The sequence below is a fragment of the Gammaproteobacteria bacterium genome (assembly GCA_040183005.1).
Lineage (GTDB): Bacteria > Pseudomonadota > Gammaproteobacteria.
The window spans coordinates 327,544-347,657 of record JAMPIW010000007.1 but is presented as its reverse complement, the minus strand read 5'-3'; the positions used below and the strand labels follow the sequence as shown (position 1 = coordinate 347,657).

General features: G+C 54.8%; 14 protein-coding genes. 5 read left to right on the top strand and 9 right to left on the bottom strand.

What is annotated here, in order from left to right; genetic code table 11:
* Positions 1 to 77: 77 nt before the first annotated feature.
* Positions 78 to 1,639, top strand: a protein-coding gene (locus tag M3A44_07505) for an IS3 family transposase (GenBank protein ID MEQ6341492.1) whose coding sequence is annotated in 2 segments (ribosomal slippage) — positions 78 to 531 and positions 531 to 1,639 — 1,563 coding nt in all. Because the reading frame shifts where the segments join, the coding sequence is not laid out codon by codon here.
* Between the two features lie 253 nt (positions 1,640 to 1,892).
* Here M3A44_07505 and M3A44_07500 read toward each other — a convergent pair.
* Positions 1,893 to 2,327, bottom strand: a complete 435-nt coding sequence (locus tag M3A44_07500) for an Hsp20/alpha crystallin family protein (GenBank protein ID MEQ6341491.1) — start codon at positions 2,325 to 2,327, stop codon at positions 1,893 to 1,895.
* 156 nt (positions 2,328 to 2,483) lie between these two features.
* On the opposite strand from M3A44_07500, the gene M3A44_07495 reads away from it, so the two are divergent.
* Positions 2,484 to 3,536 carry a hydroxyacid dehydrogenase gene (locus M3A44_07495; GenBank protein ID MEQ6341490.1) on the top strand — a complete coding sequence of 351 codons (1,053 nt, stop codon included), beginning with the start codon at positions 2,484 to 2,486 and terminating at the stop codon, positions 3,534 to 3,536.
* Here the strand turns inward: M3A44_07495 and rlmD are convergent.
* From rlmD to cysM, 3 genes are all read right to left on the bottom strand, one after another.
* Positions 3,522 to 4,844, bottom strand: a complete 1,323-nt coding sequence (gene rlmD, locus M3A44_07490; protein MEQ6341489.1) for a 23S rRNA (uracil(1939)-C(5))-methyltransferase RlmD — start codon at positions 4,842 to 4,844, stop codon at positions 3,522 to 3,524. The genes M3A44_07495 and rlmD overlap by 15 nt on opposite strands.
* A 225-nt stretch (positions 4,845 to 5,069) precedes the next feature.
* A complete protein-coding gene (locus tag M3A44_07485) occupies positions 5,070 to 5,843 on the bottom strand; it encodes a 3'-5' exonuclease (protein ID MEQ6341488.1) in 774 nt (257 codons plus the stop codon).
* Positions 5,840 to 6,730 (bottom strand): cysteine synthase CysM, encoded by an 891-nt coding sequence (cysM, locus tag M3A44_07480; GenBank protein ID MEQ6341487.1) that lies wholly within the window; start codon positions 6,728 to 6,730, stop codon positions 5,840 to 5,842. The genes M3A44_07485 and cysM overlap by 4 nt, the downstream gene beginning before the upstream one ends.
* A 382-nt stretch (positions 6,731 to 7,112) precedes the next feature.
* Between cysM and M3A44_07475 the strand changes: the two genes are divergently transcribed.
* Genes M3A44_07475 through M3A44_07465 form a run of 3 tightly spaced genes read left to right on the top strand, consistent with a single transcriptional unit; the run spans position 7,113 to position 12,944 of the window.
* Positions 7,113 to 9,107: a TonB-dependent receptor gene (locus M3A44_07475; protein MEQ6341486.1), complete on the top strand. Its 1,995-nt coding sequence runs from the start codon at positions 7,113 to 7,115 to the stop codon at positions 9,105 to 9,107.
* 40 nt (positions 9,108 to 9,147) lie between these two features.
* Positions 9,148 to 10,143, top strand: a complete 996-nt coding sequence (locus M3A44_07470) for a hypothetical protein (GenBank protein MEQ6341485.1) — start codon at positions 9,148 to 9,150, stop codon at positions 10,141 to 10,143.
* On the top strand, positions 10,140 to 12,944 hold the full coding sequence (locus tag M3A44_07465) for an ATP-binding protein (GenBank protein ID MEQ6341484.1): 2,805 nt from the start codon (positions 10,140 to 10,142) through the stop codon (positions 12,942 to 12,944). The genes M3A44_07470 and M3A44_07465 overlap by 4 nt, the downstream gene beginning before the upstream one ends.
* On the opposite strand, the gene M3A44_07460 is transcribed toward M3A44_07465, so the two are convergent.
* The 5 genes from M3A44_07460 to M3A44_07440 all read right to left on the bottom strand — a co-directional run bounded on the left by M3A44_07460 (position 12,925) and on the right by M3A44_07440 (position 19,909).
* Positions 12,925 to 14,805, bottom strand: a complete 1,881-nt coding sequence (locus M3A44_07460) for a polysaccharide biosynthesis protein (protein MEQ6341483.1) — start codon at positions 14,803 to 14,805, stop codon at positions 12,925 to 12,927. The two genes, M3A44_07465 and M3A44_07460, sit on opposite strands and share 20 nt — an antisense overlap.
* A gap of 124 nt (positions 14,806 to 14,929) precedes the next feature.
* Positions 14,930 to 15,883, bottom strand: coding sequence for a 2-hydroxyacid dehydrogenase (locus M3A44_07455; protein MEQ6341482.1), 954 nt, complete (start codon positions 15,881 to 15,883; stop codon positions 14,930 to 14,932).
* A complete protein-coding gene (gene queG / locus M3A44_07450) occupies positions 15,877 to 16,935 on the bottom strand; it encodes a tRNA epoxyqueuosine(34) reductase QueG (protein ID MEQ6341481.1) in 1,059 nt (352 codons plus the stop codon). The genes M3A44_07455 and queG overlap by 7 nt, the downstream gene beginning before the upstream one ends.
* Positions 16,936 to 16,953: 18 nt before the next feature.
* Positions 16,954 to 17,997, bottom strand: coding sequence for a beta-N-acetylhexosaminidase (nagZ, locus tag M3A44_07445; GenBank protein MEQ6341480.1), 1,044 nt, complete (start codon positions 17,995 to 17,997; stop codon positions 16,954 to 16,956).
* A gap of 25 nt (positions 17,998 to 18,022) precedes the next feature.
* Positions 18,023 to 19,909 (bottom strand): Ig-like domain-containing protein, encoded by a 1,887-nt coding sequence (locus tag M3A44_07440; GenBank protein MEQ6341479.1) that lies wholly within the window; start codon positions 19,907 to 19,909, stop codon positions 18,023 to 18,025.
* Between the last annotated feature and the right edge of the window lie 205 nt (positions 19,910 to 20,114).

Here is a 20,114-nt window from a genome sequence, read left to right as displayed (position 1 = left end):
GAGTATCTCTGCCGCTTCCCCCCTGTGTCAGGCTAGTTGTCGCCTCTAAATTTTAATTTTCTAAAATAGAGGCGACGATGAAAATAACGTATTCTGAGGCATTTATAGAACAAGCACTGGTCAAGGTATTTTCTCGTGGAGATCGGACAGTCCGGTCGGTGGCGGAAGACCTGAGCGTTAGTTTCCATACTTTAAAGAATTGGATGAAAAGGAAATCGATGGGCAAGCTCAGTGTATCGGTGACAAAAGAGAAACGGCCCCAGGACTGGAGTACGGAGGAGCAACTGGTGGCATTGCATGAAACCCATGGCTTGTCAGGCGAGACCTTGCATGCGTGGTGTCGTGAAAAAGGTTTATTTGCCCATCATCTGACAAGCTGGAAAACGGCTTTTTGTACCGAGGTGAAAGCGGTACCAGGCACCCGTGAATTTCGGACATTGAAAGATGAAAATGAGAAACTCAAGCGTGAGTTAGTGCGAAAAGAGAAGGCATTGGCGGAGGCGGCAGCCTTGCTGATCCTGCAAAAAAAGTTCCGCGCACTCTGGGAGGACGAGGTCAAATGACCTCCCTCGCAGAGCGCGGCCAAGTCATGGCACTGGTGGCGGAAGCAATCGCTGCAGGTGCGCACCAGGATCGCGCCTGTGCGGCGATCTCTCTCAGCGAACGCACTTTGCAACGCTGGCAGCTCGACCCATTACGCGGCGATCAGCGACCCATGCGGTTGCAGGCGCCCAAAAACAAGCTCAGTGTGCTGGAACGCGAACGCCTGCTGGCAGTCGTAAATTCAGACGAATTTGGGGATCTTCCGCTAGGTCAAATCGTTCCACGGCTGGCCGACCGTGGGCAATATATCGCTTCCGAGTCAACCATTTACCGCGCTCTGAGAGAAGAAAATCAGCTCAGGCATCGTGGCGCAGAACGACCCGCGCAACAGCGCCACAAGCCGCGTGCGCTCTGTGCAACGGCGCCCAATGCGTTATTTAGCTGGGACATCACTTATCTGCGAACGCAGGTGAAGGGAATCTATTTTTATCTGTATTTGTTCATGGATATTTTTAGCCGAAAAATCGTTGGCTGGCAGATCTATGATGCAGAAAGTAGTGACTTGGCAAGCGAAGTTATGCGCGATATTTGCAAGCGGGAAAACATCGCACTGAATCAGGTGGTGTTGCATTCTGACAATGGCAGCCCGATGAAAGGCGCCACGATGCTGGCCACCCTGCAAGCGCTGGGCGTGATGCCATCGTTCAGTCGCCCGGCGGTCAGCAACGACAATCCTTTTTCGGAGTCGCTATTCAAGACGTTGAAATACCGGCCAGTCTATCCCCTCCGACCGTTTGAAAGTCTCATTGCCGCCAGGCAGTGGGTCAGCATGTTTGTTCATTGGTACAACCATGAACATCGTCACAGTGCCATCAGATTCGTTACCCCCGCAGAGCGCCATGCGGGCCTGGACACCGCGTTGCTACAGAAGCGCGTCGACGTCTATGAAGCAGCGAAGAAAAGGCATCCAGAGCGTTGGAGTGGCGTTACTCGAAACTGGCGGCCAGTCCGCGTAGTTCACTTGAATCCCGATCAACAAGTCGCCGAAAAAACCGATCCAAAGGAGGAAAATTTAGAACTCAAAAAGGCAGCATAAATTCAAGCATTCAGGCGACAACTAGCTTGACAACTACCGCTTCGCGCTGGCTTAAGCGCTTCTCTGTCCAGCCTTTATACGCCTCTTCAAATCGCATCTTACGTAGTTCCTGCATGAATTCTGCCCGGTTCATAGTCTGCCCCCCCGTGGAAGGCCACTATAAAACCGAACAGATCATGTGCTACAACTCAGGACAGTTTACTTACTCGCTACATATTGCAACTAAACCAGTTGCAATACCGCCACAGCACCCTTACTTTATCGCAAGCTTCTTGGCTGCGGTCACCGCCTTTTTCGGCAGCGTCAGCGTCAACACGCCGTCAGCATATTTTGCCTGGCTTTCGGTCTCATCCACTTCCTGCGCCAGCGTAAAGCTGCGGTACATGCTGCCATAATAGCGTTCGCTACGCAGCACCTTCTCGCCTTCCTTTTCTTCCTTCTCTTTTTTCACTTCGGCGCTGATGGCAACCTGGTTGCCATTGATCGTTACATTAATATCCTCTTTGTTCACGCCTGGCATCTCGGCACGCACGGTGTAGGCCTTGTCATTCTCGGAAATGTCAAGTGTGACCGTCGGCTTGCCCAGCATTTCATGGCGCAACGGCCTGACAAAATCCCGCATCAACTCCTCAAGCCTGTTGTCAAAGGCACTGATATCAAAGGGATTAAATCTCACAAGATTGGTCATGACATATCTCCTTTTCCTTAAGTGGGAACTACGAAACCAATATATATCCAGTCAACTCAAAAAACATTGATCTAGATCAAGGAAAATGTGGTTATTTCCACTCATACTGCGCAGTGTAGACGGTTAGTAAAATGCTTTTAACGGATGCGAATCTATATGGTTGCCGATATCACCTTTTATGATGTCTCGGAAGATCAGCACCCGCTGCTGCGCAAGGCGCTTCATAATTATCCGTTTTGGGACGCCCGGCTGGTGGAGGAACCGCTGAGTCTGAAAAATACTGCGCTTGCGGAAAAGAGCGCAGCGATCTCAATCTTCACTGACAGCCCGATTACCATGGATATATGCGAACGGCTTCCAGCGTTGCGCCTCGTGGCAACACGTTCTTCTGGTTTCGATCATATCGATCTGGCAGCGGCAGCGCAGCACCGGGTAACCGTGTGCAATGTGCCGCACTACGGTGAAATCGCAAAAGCGGAATATGCCTTCGGCCTGCTCATCGCCTTGATGCGGCGCCTGACGCCCACGTTGAAGCGATGTTCCAATGGCAACTTTTCTCGCATCGGCCTCACGGGGCAGAATTTGCACGGCAAGACATTGGGGATAATCGGCACTGGCCCGGTCGGGGCGCGGGTGGTGCGCTTCGCCCACGCCTTCGGCATGCGCATCCTGGCCTGGGATCCCCAGCCCAATGAACAATTCAGCCAGGATTATGGTGTGGTTTATCTGGACCTTGACACCTTGTTGCCACAGGTGGATGCCCTCAGTCTGCACCTGCCTTATACCGGCACCCTGCATCACCTGCTCGATGAAACGCGGCTGCGATCACTGAAGGCGGGGGCGGTGCTGGTCAACACCGCGCGCGGCGGACTGATCGACAGCCGGGCATTGGCGCGACTGCAGGCGGAGGGACACTTTGGCGGTCTGGCACTGGATCGCTTCGAGGGAGAAATGGTGTGGCTCCATGCCCAGGCCCCCCTGCCGCGTGACCTGGCATCAACGCAACTTGAGCAGGCACTGCACAGTTTTCAGTTACAGTTGGGTGAAAATATTATCCTGACGCCCCACAATGCCTTCAACACCGTCGAGACGTTAGACCGCAGCCTATCAACAACGATTGAAAATATAGGCGGATTCTTTGCCGGACAACCACAGAATGTCGTGGAGCTTGCGGATCAAGAGCCTATTCGTGAATCACCGCTCGAATAATGCGATTGATTCTACATGCGTGGTATGCGGGAACATGTCCATGACGCCTGCGCTGACCATGCGGTAGCCGTGATTATGCACCAGCTCGGCGGCATCACGCGCCAGGGTGGCGGGATTGCATGAGACATACACCAGGCGCGAGGCGCCAAACGCAGGCAGGTGTTTTACGGCCTCAAAGGCACCTGTGCGGGGCGGATCGAGCAGTATCTTGTCAAAACCGGGGCCGACCCACGAATAGTCCACGGTAAGATTCAAATCAGCGGCATGGAATTCAACATTGGCGATGCCGTTGCGTTGCGCATTGTCGCGCGCACGCTGCACCAACGCCTCGCTCCCCTCCACACCCACCACGCTACCCGCGCGCCGCGCCAGTGGCAGTGTAAAATTGCCCAAGCCACAAAACAGATCGAGTATCCGCTCGCCGGGCTGTGGGTCCAACAGCTCCAGCGCACGATTAATCATCGGGCGGTTGAGCTCGGCATTCACCTGTGTAAAATCGGTGGGCAGGAAGAACAACTCGAGATCGTAATCCGGCAGGCGATAGCTAAGCGTGGCAGACTCCGGCCATAGCAGTTTCGCTGTCTCCGGTCCGCCCGGTTGCAGATAGATCTGAAAACCGTGACGCTCGCCAAACCCACGCAGCCTGTTTTGATCATCGCCATCAAGATCGGCAAGCGTGCGAAACACCAAGGCGGCTTGGTGGTCGCCTACTGCAATCTCAATCTGTGGTATGCGGTCACGTGCGTCCATGCCATTGAGCAAAGCCCGCAGTTCCACAATGCGCTCACCCACGGAGGGATCAAGCACATCGCAGCGCGTCAGGTCTGCGAGCAGGTTGCTGCGTTTTTCGCAGAAGCCCACCAGCATCGCCGGTTTTTTCATCACATATTTCGCGCTCAGACGCGCCTTGCGCCGATATCCCCAGTGCAGCCCGGTGAGCGGGGGCAGCAGGGATTCAGGGGCCACCTTGCCGATGTGCGCGAGGCTGTCGAGCAGCACCTGCTGCTTAGCCAAAATCTGCGCCTCGACCGCCATGTGCTGCAGGCTGCAGCCGCCGCATACATTGAAATGCGGGCAGCGTGGTTCGACACGGTGCGGGGAGGCTTTGAGTATCTGCACCGCTTGGCCTTCGTCATAACGCCTGTGGCGGGCGACATAGGTAAACATCACCTCCTCGCCCGGCAACGCCCCTTCGATAAACACCGCCTTGCCGCCGATATGAGCCACGCCACGGGCGTCCTGAGTAAGAGATTCAACATCGGCCCGCACCGGTTCGACCGGCATTTTTTTGAGATTACGTCTTGTCATGCTTGAGAGTTTATCCTGAAAACGGCTATTCACCGCTGAGTGCGCAGAGAACGCAGGGTAAAAACAAGGCCTTGGCAAGGTGTTCCGAGTCACCCGCCGGGTGGGTGTGCTAGTTATGCTAACTCTCTGAGTTTCGCGGTTCCTGTGCATCCCTGCACCCACCGCATTTGGGCGTCCTGCCTGGCATTTGCGTCCTCTGCGTTCTCTGCGGTTCAATCGTTTTTTTTATTGCTGCCACGCCTGTAGAAATTCACCAAGGTGGATCTTGTTCTCTTTGATCAACGCATCGCGCAGGCGCTGGCATTCGCTGGCATAGGCCTCAGCAGTAAGGCGCCCCCTGATCAACTCAAATCGCAAATAGACGAGATAGGTATTGAGCACATCCGTCTCGCAATAGTTGCGGATGCCAATAATATCGCCGCGCTGGTAGCTATCCCACACCTGCGCACCGTGCATGCCCATCTTACCGGGAAAGCCCAACAGGGTGGCGATGTCGTCCAGTGGTGCGGTGGCGCGCGCCTGAAAACCCGACAGCACATCCATCAGGTCGGTATGCCGGTCATGATAGCGGTTCAGGTAATTGTTCCAGCGAAACTCGCGATTATCATCGCCGGTATCCCAGTAACGCGGCGCGGCGATGCCGTGCAGCAAGGCGCGATAGTGCAACACGGGGAGATCAAATCCTCCGCCATTCCATGTCACCAGGGTAGGGGTGAATCTGTCGATGCCGTCGTAGAAGCGCTGGATCAACTCCTGCTCCGGGGCCTCCGGCTCACCCAGCGACCACACCTTGACTGTATCGCGGGTGCGCAACACTGCGGAGATTGCAACGATCTTTTGCAGGTGCAGGCGGAGAAAATCCGAACCGCCGGTCTCCTGGCGGCGCAGGTGATACATCACTTCGGCAACATCTTTGTCGCTCAAGCCCTCCAGCGCATGCAGCCGCCGGCCTGCCTCGACATCGGGCACCGTTTCAATATCGAAGACAAATACGTTCATTCAGGAAATACCCCAGTAGACAGATAGCGGTCACCCCGGTCGCAGGCAATGCTGACGATAACGGCGTTCTCCACTTCTTGTGACAGACGCAGCGCCGCATACAGCGCGCCGCCGGAGGAAATGCCGGCAAAAATCCCCTCGCGTGCCGCGAGCAGCCGCGTAGTTTCCTCCGCCTCCATCTGCCCCACTTCCATGACGCGATCCACCCGTGAGGCGTCATAAATCTTCGGCAGGTATTCCTTGGGCCAGCGGCGGATGCCCGGGATATTGGCACCTTCTTCTGGGTGTACGCCAACAATCTGGATAGCGGGGTTTTGTTCCTTGAGATAGCGCGATACGCCCATGATGGTACCGGTGGTGCCCATGGCGCTGACAAAATGGGTGATCTTGCCGCCGGTGTCGCGCCAGATCTCCGGGCCGGTCCCCTCGTAGTGGGCGCAGGGATTGTCAGGATTGGAAAACTGATCGAGCCGCTTACCCTGCCCTGCCTGCTCCATATGCACAGCCAGATCACGGGCCGCCTCCATGCCCCCTTCTCGCGGAACAAGCACCAGCTCCGCACCGAAGGCCTTCATCACCGCGCGACGCTCCACGCTCATGTGTTCGGGCATGATCAGCACCATACGATAACCCTTGATGGCGGCGGCCATCGCCAGGGCGATCCCGGTATTGCCGCTGGTGGCCTCGATCAAGGTATCGCCAGGCGCAATCTCACCGCGCGCCTCGGCATGACGTATCATGCTCAGGGCTGCCCGGTCTTTCACCGAACCGGCGGGATTGTTACCCTCCAGCTTCACCAGAACGGTGTTGCTGGTCGCGCCGGGCAGACGCTTTAACCTGACCAGCGGGGTGTTGCCGACAAATGTTTCAAGTGTTGAGAAGTTCATAATCCTAGAAACGGCAGTTGGACGGGGTGGAGTGTGCGGTTTTCGGGGTGCAGGGCAAGGCGCAACGACGCGAAATGGTTGTTCCATTCCAAGGAGTTGCAACGCTGCTATGCGCACTGAAAACCGTGCAATCCGCCCCGTAGCGGGCTCACCAAACAGGTGCATTCGCAGGGCATGATAAAGCCTAATTCAAAACATATTGCTAAGCGTCCAAAGAAGCGGTCAACTGCCGTTTCTAGGATACGGCTAATTTTATCTCAATTTTTGCAGACAAACGCCCTTTTCTTTAGAATAAAGCCGATAGTTATTCTCTTACAGCGTACCTGGCTATCCCCCGACTGACACCCCCCGAAAAATACATTCTAATCTCGGAATCCCTTCTATGTATAAAAACAGCCACGCCCTGAAAGTGGCAGTACTGACGTGTTTGGAAATCATGCTATTAATGGCAGACAAGACACATGCGGAAAATACCAAGGACGCCGGCACAAAATGGCTCGCGGACGAGGATTTTCTTGGGAAAATGCCTGTCATACTCTCTGCCTCACGCCTCTCTCAACCCCCGGTTGAAGCGCCCGCCGCAACCACGGTCATTGATCGGGACATGATCAGCGCCTCGGGAGCGCGCGAGCTGGCCGACCTCTTCAGGCTGGTGCCGGGCTTTCAGGTAGGGTATGCGAGCGGCCACTGGCAAACCGTGACCTACCATGGCCTGGCGGATACCTATGCAAAACGCCTGCAAGTCCTGGTTGACGGACGTTCGGTGTACACCCCGGCCTTCGGCGGCGTGCAATGGAGTGACCTGCCGCTCGCACTGGACGACATCGAGCGCATCGAGGTGATACGCGGCCCGAACATGGCGAGTTATGGCGCCAACGCCTTTCAGGGTGTTATCAATATCATCACACGCCACGCATCACAGGATGCAGGCACACGCATCAAGGCGATAGGTGGCTCCAAAGGCGTGGCGGAGGGCTTTTTGCGCCATGGCGGCACAAGCGGCAACCTCGACTACCGGCTTACCCTGGGCCATCGCCAGGATGAGGGCTTTGATAACCGCAATGACAGTAAACGTGTTTCTCTGGCCACACTGCGCGCCGATTACCGTCCCAATACGAATGACACTGTCATGTTTCAATTCGGACTCAACACCGGCCCGCGCGGTATGGGCGAGCCGCCGACACAGGACAACCCCACGCCCACCAATAACGAACACACAAGAACCGTAAACAGCCGCTATGAACAGCTCCGCTGGCAACGCAGCATGAATGCCAACCAGGAAATCAGCATTCAATTCTTTCACAATTACCACAAGGCCAGTGAGGCATGGCTCACCCCACCACTGAAAGTCATCGGCGGCGCGCAACTCCCCATGAACGAGGACGTGACAGCGGAGCGTTATGACCTGGAACTGCAACACAACCTGAGTCCCTTTGAAAACTGGCGTTTCGTATGGGGCGCGAGCACCCGCGTCGACCAGGTCACTTCACCCACGTTTCTGGGCACGACACAAACACTTAACCATAGGCTGCATCGCTTGTTTGCCTCCAGTGAGTGGCGTATCACCCCGGCATGGCTTTTGAACATGGGTGCAATGCTGGAAAATAACGATATCACCAACACGGATATTGCACCACGTGTAGCGGTGAACTACCTGATCAACGAACACCATTCGTTACGCGCCAGTGTTTCAAAAGCGCTACGCACGCCAGTGATATACGAAGACCGCGCCGACTATAAGGCAACCTTCGGGCCGTTACGAAACCACCTTTATCTTGGCAGTAAAAATCTGATGCCGGAAACCATCGTCTCGCGCGAACTGGGCTATATCGGCAATTTCCCAGCGGCGAACCTCTCATTGGATATCAAGATTTTTCAGGACGAAATAAAGAGCCTTATCAGTGCGGGCCAAACCTCTTATGCCGCCGACAATGTTGACGGAAAGACCCGGCAATTCCTGAATGGCGACAACGCCACCATCCGTGGCGCGGAAACCCAGATAAAATACGCTCCCCACAAAAGCACACAAGTGATATTGAGTTATGCCTATACCGACATCAACAGCAGCAACTACTGGATTCGCTATTCGACGACAGCCCCCACCAATTCGCTCAGCCTGCTGGCTATGCAAAACTTGCCGAGCAATTTACGGGGCAGCCTTGGGTATTATCAAACCGACAAGGTCTATTACATAGGCATGGTTACAGCGGAGAGTGCCGGCGCAATGAAACGACTCGACCTGCGTCTTGCCCGCCCGTTCCATCGTGGTGAAATTGCAGTGGTCGCTCAAAATGTCCTGGATGGCTATCAGGAATACCGATACCAGAATATCTTCGACTCGCGCTGGTATGCAACACTGACACTGGACCTGCAATGATCACCGCGCTTGAGTGTGATCGTGAAATGAAGCAAGAGAAATGTCTCGTTTCGTGATCAATTGTGTTTTTGGAAAAATGCACTTGCTGCTTGGCCTTCTCCTGCTCATCATGTCGCCGGCCATTATTGCCAGCGCGGCGAATATTACAATAATCGCCAATCCGCAAGATGATTCCCACGCAGAATTGATAGAGAGCATGAAAGCCGCGCTTGCGCGATACTCTGACAACGGATTCAATATCAATATCGTTCCTCTGGCATCGCTGGATAACAACAACGTTCGAGAGCGGGACTTTTTGGATACTGATCTTGTCGTCACACTGGGCACGACAGCCGCACAGCAAGTTGGACAACTGAATATCCCGGCGATCTCCAAAACACCGTTGCTTCACGCCCTCATCCCAAAAATAAATTTTGATGGCGTCACTCAGCAGCGGCGGTCGGAAGCTAATCCTGTGCGCGATTTGTCCGCTATCTATCTTGATCAGCCGCTACCGCGACAGATCAATCTGTTACGCCTGGCACTTCCGCAATGCAAACGGCTTGGGGTAGTGCTGGGTACGGCTTCACAAACACTTCTTCCAGACATGGAAAACGCCGCAGAAAAGGAAGGTTTACGCATCTACAGCCGCATTGCAAAAAATGACAGTTCGCTGATAGCAACACTCAACGATGTACTAGCAGAAAGCGACATGATACTGGCTATCCCTGACCCATTGATATTCAATCGTTACACGGTGCAGAATCTGTTATTGACAACCTATCGCCAGAAAATTCCCGTCATCGGGTTTTCGCAGGCCTATGTCCGGGCAGGAGCGCTTATGGCGGTCTATTCCACACCCGCACAGATCGGACAACAAGTCGCGGAAGTGCTGCGCCTGGCCGCCACCAGAAACTGGAAACTACCGGCGCCACAGTATCCGCGTTATTACACCATCACGATCAACCGTCAGGTGGCACGCTCTCTTGAATTGCGCCTACCCAACGAGAACGAACTCCAGCTTCGGTTACAACAAACAGATAAACCATCCTTATGAAGCACTGGAGCATCAAAAGGAAAATCCTGCTTCTGGCGCTGCTGCCCGCCACGGTTATCGCCCTGCTGATCACCGCCTACTTTACCAGCATGCGCATCGCAGACCTTGAGCAGACATTGCTGAATCGCGGCAATGCCATAACAACACATATAACCCAGTCTAGCGAATACGCAGTTTTCTCCGGCAACCATGGCATTCTGCATGGCCTGGTGGATGCTGCGCTCAAGGAGCCCGATGTCGTCTCGGCCGTTATCACCGACACCCAGGGTGTGTCACTTGTCAAATCAGGCGCGTCCCCGGCACTTGCGGGTTTGCCAATAAAGACGGGATCAAACATCTTCACAACACTCTCAGCGGATAAACAATTCCTGGTGTTCCGTTCGCCGATCCTTCTCACCGGCATCGCCATCGATGACTACGCAGACACAACAAGAAGCGCGCAACACCGGCTACTTGGGCATGTCACCATCGCGCTGTCACGGGCAAGCACCGTGGTAAGACAAAAACAGGCACTTGTCACCGCGCTGCTTATGATTCTTGCAGGATTGATAGTGAGCGCATTAATCGCGCTACGCATGGCGCGAGGTGTTACCCAACCGATCTTGAATGTAATCCAGGCGATGAAACGACTGGAACAGGGTGATCTTGAAATTCATGTCGCACCCACATCCGGTGATGAATTGCGCGCCCTTGAAATAGGCATTAATTCAACGACCTCCGCACTTAAAGCCGCTCAAGAGGGCCTGCAAGGGAAAATAGCCCAAGCCACAATGGATTTGCGCAAAACACTGGACATGATGGAGCTGCAAAACGCAGAACTGGATAGCGCACGTCACAATGCACTTGAAGCAAGTAAGGTGAAATCAGAATTCCTTGCCAATATGAGTCACGAGATTCACACCCCGATGAACGCAATTGCCGGATTCACGAGCCTTATCCTAAAAACAAAACTGGATGATGAACAGCGTGACTACATCGAAACTATCCGCAAATCCTCTGAAAATCTCCTTGCCATCATCAATGACATTCTTGATTTGTCGAAAATCGAGTCAGGTAAACTGGTACTGAAAAATGTCGCGTGTGATCTGCGCGAATGCCTCGATGAAGTGCTGGCCTTGCTCGCGCCCATCGCCCATGAGAAAAACTTGGAATTGGTGCCGCTTGTCTATTCCGATGTGCCATCTCATCTTGGTGGTGACCCTCTAAGAGTAAAACAGCTCATCACCAACCTGGTGGACAATGCCATCAAGTTCACCCATACGGGCAGCATAGTGGTCCGCGTTATGCTAGATGATGAAGAAGATGCCGAGCAGACCGCGCTGCGCATCAGCGTCACCGATACCGGTATCGGCATTGCTTCAAAGGATCAGCGACGGCTGTTCTCGACCTTCACCCAGATAGACACCTCGGACACACGCAAATATGGTGGGACAGGGCTTGGGCTTACCATCTGTAAAAAACTGGTCGAACAGATGGGTGGCAAAATCGGACTGGAAAGCGAGCCCGGCAAGGGATCAACCTTCTGGTTCACCTTGCACGGAAAAAACCTCGCCACCCCACACCATGCCCAGCCCGCCGCCACTCCGCTAGCAGGTTATACGGTCTTGCTGTATGAGCCACATCCTCTGGCACGGCTGGCGGCCTATCACACCCTCACAGGATGGGGTATGTCAGTTATGGAGGCCGAGGACCCATCAGCCCTAAATCCGATGTTGCACGATGCCGTCGTCCAGCGTATCCACTGCCCGATGGTGATGATTGGCACCTCGCAACATGATCTCGAATCAGACACGCTTTATGCAACAGTCAAGGCGATCAAGGCCGATTATGACTGCAAGGTCGCCGTACTTATGAGCGACAACAGACAAGAGACTGTGAGCCGCATCTCTGCCAGCGGCGCGGATGCCTGCCTGGTCAAGCCGTGCCGGCAAAAGGATCTCTATCGGGTGCTATGCCGGTTCGCTGCCACCAGTAACGCACCTGCCGAAGAAGATGCTTTCTCCTTGCCAACATCGCCAACTTCTGCGGCTGCCATGCAGCGGTTTGCGGGCCTGCGGATATTGGTGGCGGATGACAACCCAATCAACCGCAAATTCATGACCACATTGTTACGGCAACAAGGCGCCAAAACAACCGAGGCCGAAGACGGCCAGCACGCCATCAATGCTGCAGCCACACAGTGCTTCGACGTCATTCTAATGGATATTCATATGCCTGTGATGAACGGCATGGAGGCATCCTCCCGTATCCGGGCGCGGGAATCGGGGGGGCAACGCGTACCCATCATCGCCCTCACCGCCGATGCCCTCATCGCAGAACGCAACGACATTGGCGCCGCAGGGATGGACGATTTGCTGATCAAGCCGGTTCAGGAAGAACAGTTGTGGCGCATGATTGAAAAGTGGGTACACCGCACGGCACCGGAAACGGCACCCGCCACGAACATGAGTCAGGCGAGCAATGCTACGGTGTTCGATGAGACATTAGGGTTACATGTGGCGGGAGGCAATGCCGCGCTTGCCGCAGACCTGCTGGCCATGCTGCTGGATGATTTGCCCGGACAACGAAGCAGGCTAGATGACGCCTATGCCAGCGGGAATATGGGGGAGCTCCTGGAACATACTCATAGACTACATGGATCGGCATGCCAGTGCGGGGTGCCCGCATTGCGGGCCGCCGTAGCGCGGCTTGAAAGAGCGATAAAAACAGAAGCGGGGCTAGTGTCCGCTTCTGCTGTCCGGGCACATGTGGAATCGGTCAAGAAGGAAATCGAGCGTTTGCTTACCTTTTGCCGCGCTTGAGCTCAACCACATTGGATGGCTGCACCACAGGGAGTGCGGGCGACTCGCCCATTTCAGGCACAAGTTGCTTTAGCAAAGGCATGAATTGCGCCTCGTCATAGTCCTTGCTAGCCCGCTCCATCGCGTCGACGGTCTCATTTAAATAGCGCCAATCGACTTCGCGGCTTTGCGCGAGCATGATTTTGTCATGCCCGGTTTCGGTGAGCCCCTCCTGCGCATAAAACAATTCCTCGTACAGCTTTTCGCCCGGCCGCAACCCGGTATACACAACCTGCACATCCTCGCCGGGGATCTTGCCAGACAGGCGGATCATCTGCTCGGCAAGATAGCCGATCTTGACCGGCTCACCCATGTCCAGCACAAAAATCTCCCCGCCCTGCCCTATCACGCCCGCCTGCATAATGAGCTGACAGGCCTCGGGGATAGTCATGAAATAACGGGTGATCTCAGGATGGGTGACGGTGACCGGACCACCTGCCGCGATCTGCTTTTGGAACAGCGGCACAACACTGCCCGCCGAACCCAACACATTGCCAAATCGCACAGTGATAAAACGTGTGCTCGAACGCCGGTCCAGCATCTGGCAGAAAATCTCGGCGACCCGCTTGCTGGCGCCCATCACATTGGTGGGATTGACCGCCTTGTCAGTGGAAATCATCACGAAATTGGCACAACCGTATTTATCCGCCGCCAGCGCCAGTGTCTTGGTGCCGAGCACATTGTTGCGCACACCCTCGCGTGCCTGGCTCTGCAACATGGGGACATGCTTATAGGCGGCGGCGTGGAAGATCATTTCGGGGTGGTGCTTGCTCAGTACATATTCGACGGCGACCTTATCGCAGACATCGCCCAGGCAGGCATGCAGCACCAGATTCGGATACTCGCGGCGCAATTCCATTTCGATGCTGTAAAGATTGAACTCGCCACGCTCAAACAGCACCAACGAGGCCGGCCCCAGGCGTGCGATCTGCCGGCACAGTTCGGAACCGATAGAACCTCCCGCGCCGCTTATCAGGACGGTCTTGCCCGCCAGTCCGTCACTGATCGACTGCCAATCCAGCGATACCGGCTCACGGCCCAGCAGATCATCGATAGCCACCTCGCGCAAATCACGCACGCTTACCATGCCGGACACCAGATCCTGCATACGCGGCAGGATTCTGAATACCACGCCGGCCTGCTCGCACAGCTCGACCACGCGCCGCACCTGGGCACTGTTCGCCGAGGGGATGGCGATCACCACCACATCCACGCCCATATCATCGACGACCCGCGCCACCTGATCGAGAGTACCAAACACCGGCATGCCATGCACCTTGGCGCCCTTGAGCTGCGGATTATCATCCAGAAAGCCGACGGGCACGCATTCATTGTCCCGCCGCATATCGCGTGCCAGCATCTCGCCCGCCCGGCCTGCCCCCAGAATCAACACCCGCTTGCACTCGCGGGTGGAACTCAGGTTAAGGCCGCGGTCTTTCCAAACACGATAGATCAGGCGCGGCGCACCCAGCAGGAACACAAGAAACAGGGGATAGAGGGCCAGCGTGGTGCGCGGCACGCCATCAAGGCGGTTAAACAGAAACAGCGCAAGGCTGACCGCCAAGCCGCCTATCACAGCAGCGCGCAGGATATTCCAAAGATCCGGGACACTGGCGAAACGCCATAGCCCACGGTACAGCCCGGTCCACCACAACACCAGGCCCTGGGCGGCAACAACCACCGCCAGCATCTCCATGAAGGCGGTGCCCTCCATGGCCTGAAAAGAAAAGCTGTGCCTGACAAGATAGGCTGAACTCCATGCCAGCAAGACCATACACAGGTCATGCACAACAATGGCGATGCGACGATTCACAACTTTCATCTGGCACTTCCTTTAGCGTCTTTCCACTTCTCCAACCAGTGGCGGAACAACCATCAAAAACCTACGTTCACCATAATACCAACCCGTTTACAGGAAGCAAGGATTTCCTATAAACAGCAATGTGTTATACAACCCTGTTGCGCTCAATACCCGAGAAAAATGCTCTGATATTTTCAGCTGTTTCGTTAACCAGGCGCTGACGCGATTCACGGCTCGCCCAGGCGATATGCGGTGTAACAATCAGGTTCGGCACGTCGTCCGTCAACAACGGATTGCCATGCACCGGCGGTTCCTCGCGCAGCACATCCACCCCTGCCCCGCCGAGTCTACCGTTATGCAGGGCCTCTGCCAGCGCTTCCTCGTCCACGATGCCGCCACGCGCGGTGTTTATGAGCAGGGCATCGGGTTTCATCAGAGCCAATTCCTGCACGCCGATCAGACCGCGCGTTTCGGGCGCGAGCGGACAGTGCAGACTAAGCACATCGAGTTGAGGCAGCATCTCATGCAGGGGCATCCGTCCTGGCGCTGCGGGGGAGCCTGCGCGTTGCGCTACCAGCACCGTCATCCCAAATGCCTCGGCAACCCGCGCCACCGCCTGCCCCAGCTCGCCGTAACCGATAATGCCCAGCGTCTTTCCGGCGATCTCGCGGATCGGATAATCCAGCAGACAAAACTGCGCGCTCGCCTGCCAGCGGCCTTCACGCAGTGCCCTTTGATAATCCGGCAGACGAATGGAAAGCGCCAGAATCAAAGCGAAGACATGCTGCACCACGGAGGGCGTGGCATAGCCACGCACGTTACACACGGCAATGCCGCGACGCTTGGCCGCCTCCAGATCCACGTGGTTGGTGCCTGTGGCGGCGATACAGATCAGGCGCAACTGTTGCGCGTTTCGCAATGCTGCTTCATCAAGCCGGACCTTGTTGCTGATCACCGCCGTAGCATCCACGATTCGCCCAGCCACCTCTGCGTCATGAGTAGACTCATATGAGCGCCAATCAGGCAGAGCACGCTCAAGCGCGCCAAGATCCAGATCTCCGCAATCCATCGCACCACGATCAAGTAGGAGGGTCAACATAAAATCACATGCTGCGCCAGCGCCCATTGCACATGCTCGCGCACCAATGCAGAAGCGTGATTGGCCTGCGCCTGAAGGGCGGCGATTATGGAGGGGGTGGCAGGCGCGTTGCCGAGCGCCACGGCGATGTTGCGCAACCAGCATTCGTATCCGATGCGGCGTATCGCCGAGCCTTCTGTGCGCTGCAAAAATTCCTCTTCGCTCCAGGCGAACAATTCTACTAGCTGCGGCGTATCCAGACCGGCTCGGGGCGAGAAATCATTCTCGCCAGTGGGCCGGGCAAAGCGGTTCCACGGACAAAAAAGCTGACAATCGTCACATCCATATATCCTGTTCCCGATCAATGGCCGGAACTCAACAGGAATCGGGCCACGCAGCTCAATGGTGAGATAAGAAATACAGCGGCGCGCGTCGAGTTGATAGGGGCCAATGATGGCCTGCGTCGGGCACACGTCGATACAGGCCCGGCATGTGCCGCAGTGATTATGCGCTGGAGTATCCACCGGCAGTGGCAGGTCGGTATATAGCTCACCGAGAAAAAACCACGAGCCCGCATTTTGATTAATCAGGTTAGTGTGTTTACCAATCCATCCCAACCCGGCCTTTTGTGCGAGGGCCTTTTCAAGAACCGGCGCGCTGTCCGCGAAGGCGCGGTAGTTGAATGGCCCCGCTATCTCGCTAATACGCTGCGCAAGTTTTTGCAGGCGGCTGCGCAACACGTTGTGATAATCGCGGCCCAAGGCATAACGCGAAATGTAGCCAAGGCTTGCATCTGCCAAGACAGATTCAGGATCGGCACCCAAGGGCGGCAGATAATCCATGCGTGCCGAGATAATGCGCAATGTGCCCGGCTGCAACGCCTCGGGCCGGCTACGCTTGCTGCCATGGCGTGCCATATATTCCATCTCACCGTGATGGCCCGCATCCAGCCAATTCATAAGATGGACTTCGGCCTCATCCAGCTGGGTGTCGGCAATGCCGACCTGCTGAAAACCCAGATCCCGACCCCATCGTTTGATGTCGGCGGCAAGTTCGGTGAGATCGGTTGACACGCTATAGCCGTTGCAGGATCACAGCAAATCCAGCGTCTTCGGCTGTATGCCCTCTTCCATCGCCATCACCGCCTGCTTCCAGGCAGGATCGCTACGCAGTTGCGTGCGGCTAACGGGGTTACGTCCGTGCATGCGCACGAGGCGAAAGTGGGACGCCGGATCATCATGGCTACGCATTCCATCCAGCAGTTTCGCCATGGCGGTGAAATCATTACACGCCAGCACCATGTCACACCCGGCATCCAGTGCCGCATGGGCACGATCCACGATATCTCCGGCGACACTTGCGCCCTCCATCTCCAGGTCGTCACTGAAGATCACACCCTGAAAACCCAGGCGTTTGCGCAACACGTCCTGCATCCAGAAACGTGAAAAACCCGCGGGCTCGGGGGCAACGTTCGGGTAAATGATATGCGCGGGCATGATCGCCGCCAGGCCATAATGAATCATGCGCTCGAAGGGCACGATATCGTCGAGATAGATGTCGTTGTAACTACGCTCATCCACCGCGATATCGACATGCGAATCCGGCGCCACTGCGCCATGGCCGGGAAAGTGCTTGCCCGTCGCCGCCATGCCAGCGCGGTTCATGCCGGACATATAGGCATGGGCGAGATCGGCGACAATTTCAGGGCTGCGGTGAAAGGCGCGATCACCGATCACCCCGCTCACCCCATGATCCAGATCCAACACCGGCGCAAAACTGAAATCCACCCCCACCGCACGCAACTCCACCGCCATCAGCCAGCCTATGGTCTCTGTCAACCCTTTGGCACGCCTGGGATCATGTTCATAAATCATACCCACATCGCGCATTGGCGGCAGTCGCGTAAAACCATTACGAAAGCGCTGCACCCGTCCCCCTTCGTGATCCACCGCCACCAACAGGTGCGGCGCGCGCAACGCATGAATCTCCGCAACCAGCGCCTCAACCTGCACAGGATCTGCGTAATTACGGGTGAATAAAATAACGCCGCCAACCAGCGGATGCTGGAGCATCTCGCGTTCTTCGGGGGTCAGCGCAAGCCCGGACACGCCGAGCATTAAAGGGCCTAACGACATGATCAAAAGAACTCCAGTTAATATTTTAATATGCCAAATTTATTTCGTAAGCGGAAAACAGCACATCGTCGCCAGTGAACCAAACCCCATCGCCACCCGCGCCCTTATAGCGCGTCGTTTTAACGGGATTACCTTGCGCATCGTAAATGGTCTCAATGTAACCAAGCACTTCGTCATCAACAGTATGTTTAATCCCATCCGCACCGGCATTTTTGTATCCGACAGACCGGGTAATGTTTCCTTTGCTATCCGTAATATCCGATGAGTGAGTACATAGAACAGTCCGGTCTTCATTGCAAATCGAATCTATTTCATAATTGAAACCAGAAGGATACGCTGGCACATCATCACGGGTAAACCAGATGCCATCAGGACCAGGGTTAAAGTACATTTTGGGGATACGAATGTCTGCGCCCCCGGCATCTTTCAGGTATGAGGTATAACCAAACACCTTGTCATCCTGAGTCAACCACAAACCATCAGCACCAGCATCATAATAGCCAACCGTACGGAGTATATTGCCGTGCGCATCGAAGGTTTTTGCTGTGTACTCGTATGCAGTATCGTCAGCAGTTACCCAAACACCATCCTTCCCAGCGCCATTGAAATCAATTTTAAGAATCCTGTTACCATAACTGTCATAAGCATTGAAAGTGTACCATCCCACCCCGTCATCTGCGGTAAACCATACACTATCAGCCCCCGGATTCAGATAATTTGTGGTTCTCGTCGGCTTGCCAGCACTGTCATAGACAGTGAAAGTGTACCCCCTCACCCCATCATCTGCGGTAAACCATACACTATCAGTCCCCGGACCCCCATAACTTGTGACTCTCGTCAACTTGCCACCACTATCATAGATATAGGAAATATATCCCGTGATTGTGTCGTCACTGATCTGAGCTACACCATCAATCCCCGCGCGATAATAGATCTGTTTTATCTGGTTATTTTTGGCATCAAAAATAAAGGAAGTATGGTCATAAACCTCATCATCCGGGGTAAACAATTTGCCATCAAGGCCACGAGAGCCCTTGTAATTTATTTCTCGAATGATGTTACCGTTCGCGTCGTAGACATACGCCTTATAGGGTGATACTTCGTCATCATCAGTAAACCATGCACTATCCGCCCCGGCCTGCGTATGGAAGGTCTCTCTGGTGCGATTGCCCCATGCATCGTAGCCATACGATGCATGCCACATATCAGCATAGACGCCGTCACTGCCGACACTTCCATCAACCGCACGAATTAACTTGCCATTGGCATCGTAAAAAACCTTATAGTCCGATCCTTTTTTGTCATCAGGAGTAAACCACAGATTATCTGGACCTGGATCAAAATATGACAGCCTTTCAGAGAGGTTATTATTTTCGTCAAAATGACGGACTTGATAACCATCCACCCCATCATCGGCGGTCCACGAAATACCATCAGGTCCATTGTTAGCATAGTCAACCTGACGGGTGAGATTTCCCTGCCCGTCCCATGTGTTCGAATAATGACTTCCTGCCACATCATCGGCGGTAAACCAGGCACCATCCGGCCCAGGACCTCTATAATCAGCCCACCGAATCAATCGACCATCAATGTCATAAGTAGCCATCCCGTAGCTACTCACCAAACCGTCCCTATAGAAAACAGACTTGGCCCCGCTCATTTTGTATGTACTAAACGTTAGCGCGGTCTTCTGCATTTCATTCCCCGCCTTATCCTTCACGCCCGCGCATGTAAGTTGATAGGTGGCATCAAACGAAAGGGGTTTGCTCGGCCTGATAGTGACGGTGTGAGTACGGTCATCAATGCTCACCCTGGCACCCACTATGCCGTCGATATTGAACGTCGATGTTGTCACTGTTGCTGGATCAAGTGGCTCGGAAAAAACAATCTTTATATCCGTGGTAACGCTCACTTTAACCGCCTTGTCCGCTGGGTTCGCGGATACGATCCTAGGCGGGGTGGTGTCAGGCTCATTCCCGCCACCACATGCGCCAAGCCAAAACACCACAAAAAACACCACCCACGACCGGCAAAAACGAATGTGATCCCGCACAGCAATACCCCATTTTATTAGTTATTCAACGAAACCAGGCGGTCCGGCTTCGTTGCCATTGAAA

Bases quoted from the DNA above. Each gene is read 5' to 3' on its own strand.
- rlmD (MEQ6341489.1), bottom strand. From the start codon at position 4,844: ATGACAAGACGTAATCTCAAAAAAATGCCGGTCGAACCGGTGCGGGCC.
- nagZ (MEQ6341480.1), bottom strand. From the start codon at position 17,997: ATGTCGTTAGGCCCTTTAATGCTCGGCGTGTCCGGGCTTGCGCTGACC.
- cysM (MEQ6341487.1), bottom strand. From the start codon at position 6,730: ATGAACTTCTCAACACTTGAAACATTTGTCGGCAACACCCCGCTGGTC.
- M3A44_07455 (MEQ6341482.1), bottom strand. From the start codon at position 15,883: ATGTTGACCCTCCTACTTGATCGTGGTGCGATGGATTGCGGAGATCTG.
- M3A44_07475 (MEQ6341486.1), top strand. From the start codon at position 7,113: ATGTATAAAAACAGCCACGCCCTGAAAGTGGCAGTACTGACGTGTTTG.
- M3A44_07485 (MEQ6341488.1), bottom strand. From the start codon at position 5,843: ATGAACGTATTTGTCTTCGATATTGAAACGGTGCCCGATGTCGAGGCA.
- M3A44_07500 (MEQ6341491.1), bottom strand. From the start codon at position 2,327: ATGACCAATCTTGTGAGATTTAATCCCTTTGATATCAGTGCCTTTGAC.
- M3A44_07460 (MEQ6341483.1), bottom strand. From the start codon at position 14,805: ATGAAAGTTGTGAATCGTCGCATCGCCATTGTTGTGCATGACCTGTGT.
- M3A44_07470 (MEQ6341485.1), top strand. From the start codon at position 9,148: ATGTCTCGTTTCGTGATCAATTGTGTTTTTGGAAAAATGCACTTGCTG.
- M3A44_07495 (MEQ6341490.1), top strand. From the start codon at position 2,484: ATGGTTGCCGATATCACCTTTTATGATGTCTCGGAAGATCAGCACCCG.
- M3A44_07465 (MEQ6341484.1), top strand. From the start codon at position 10,140: ATGAAGCACTGGAGCATCAAAAGGAAAATCCTGCTTCTGGCGCTGCTG.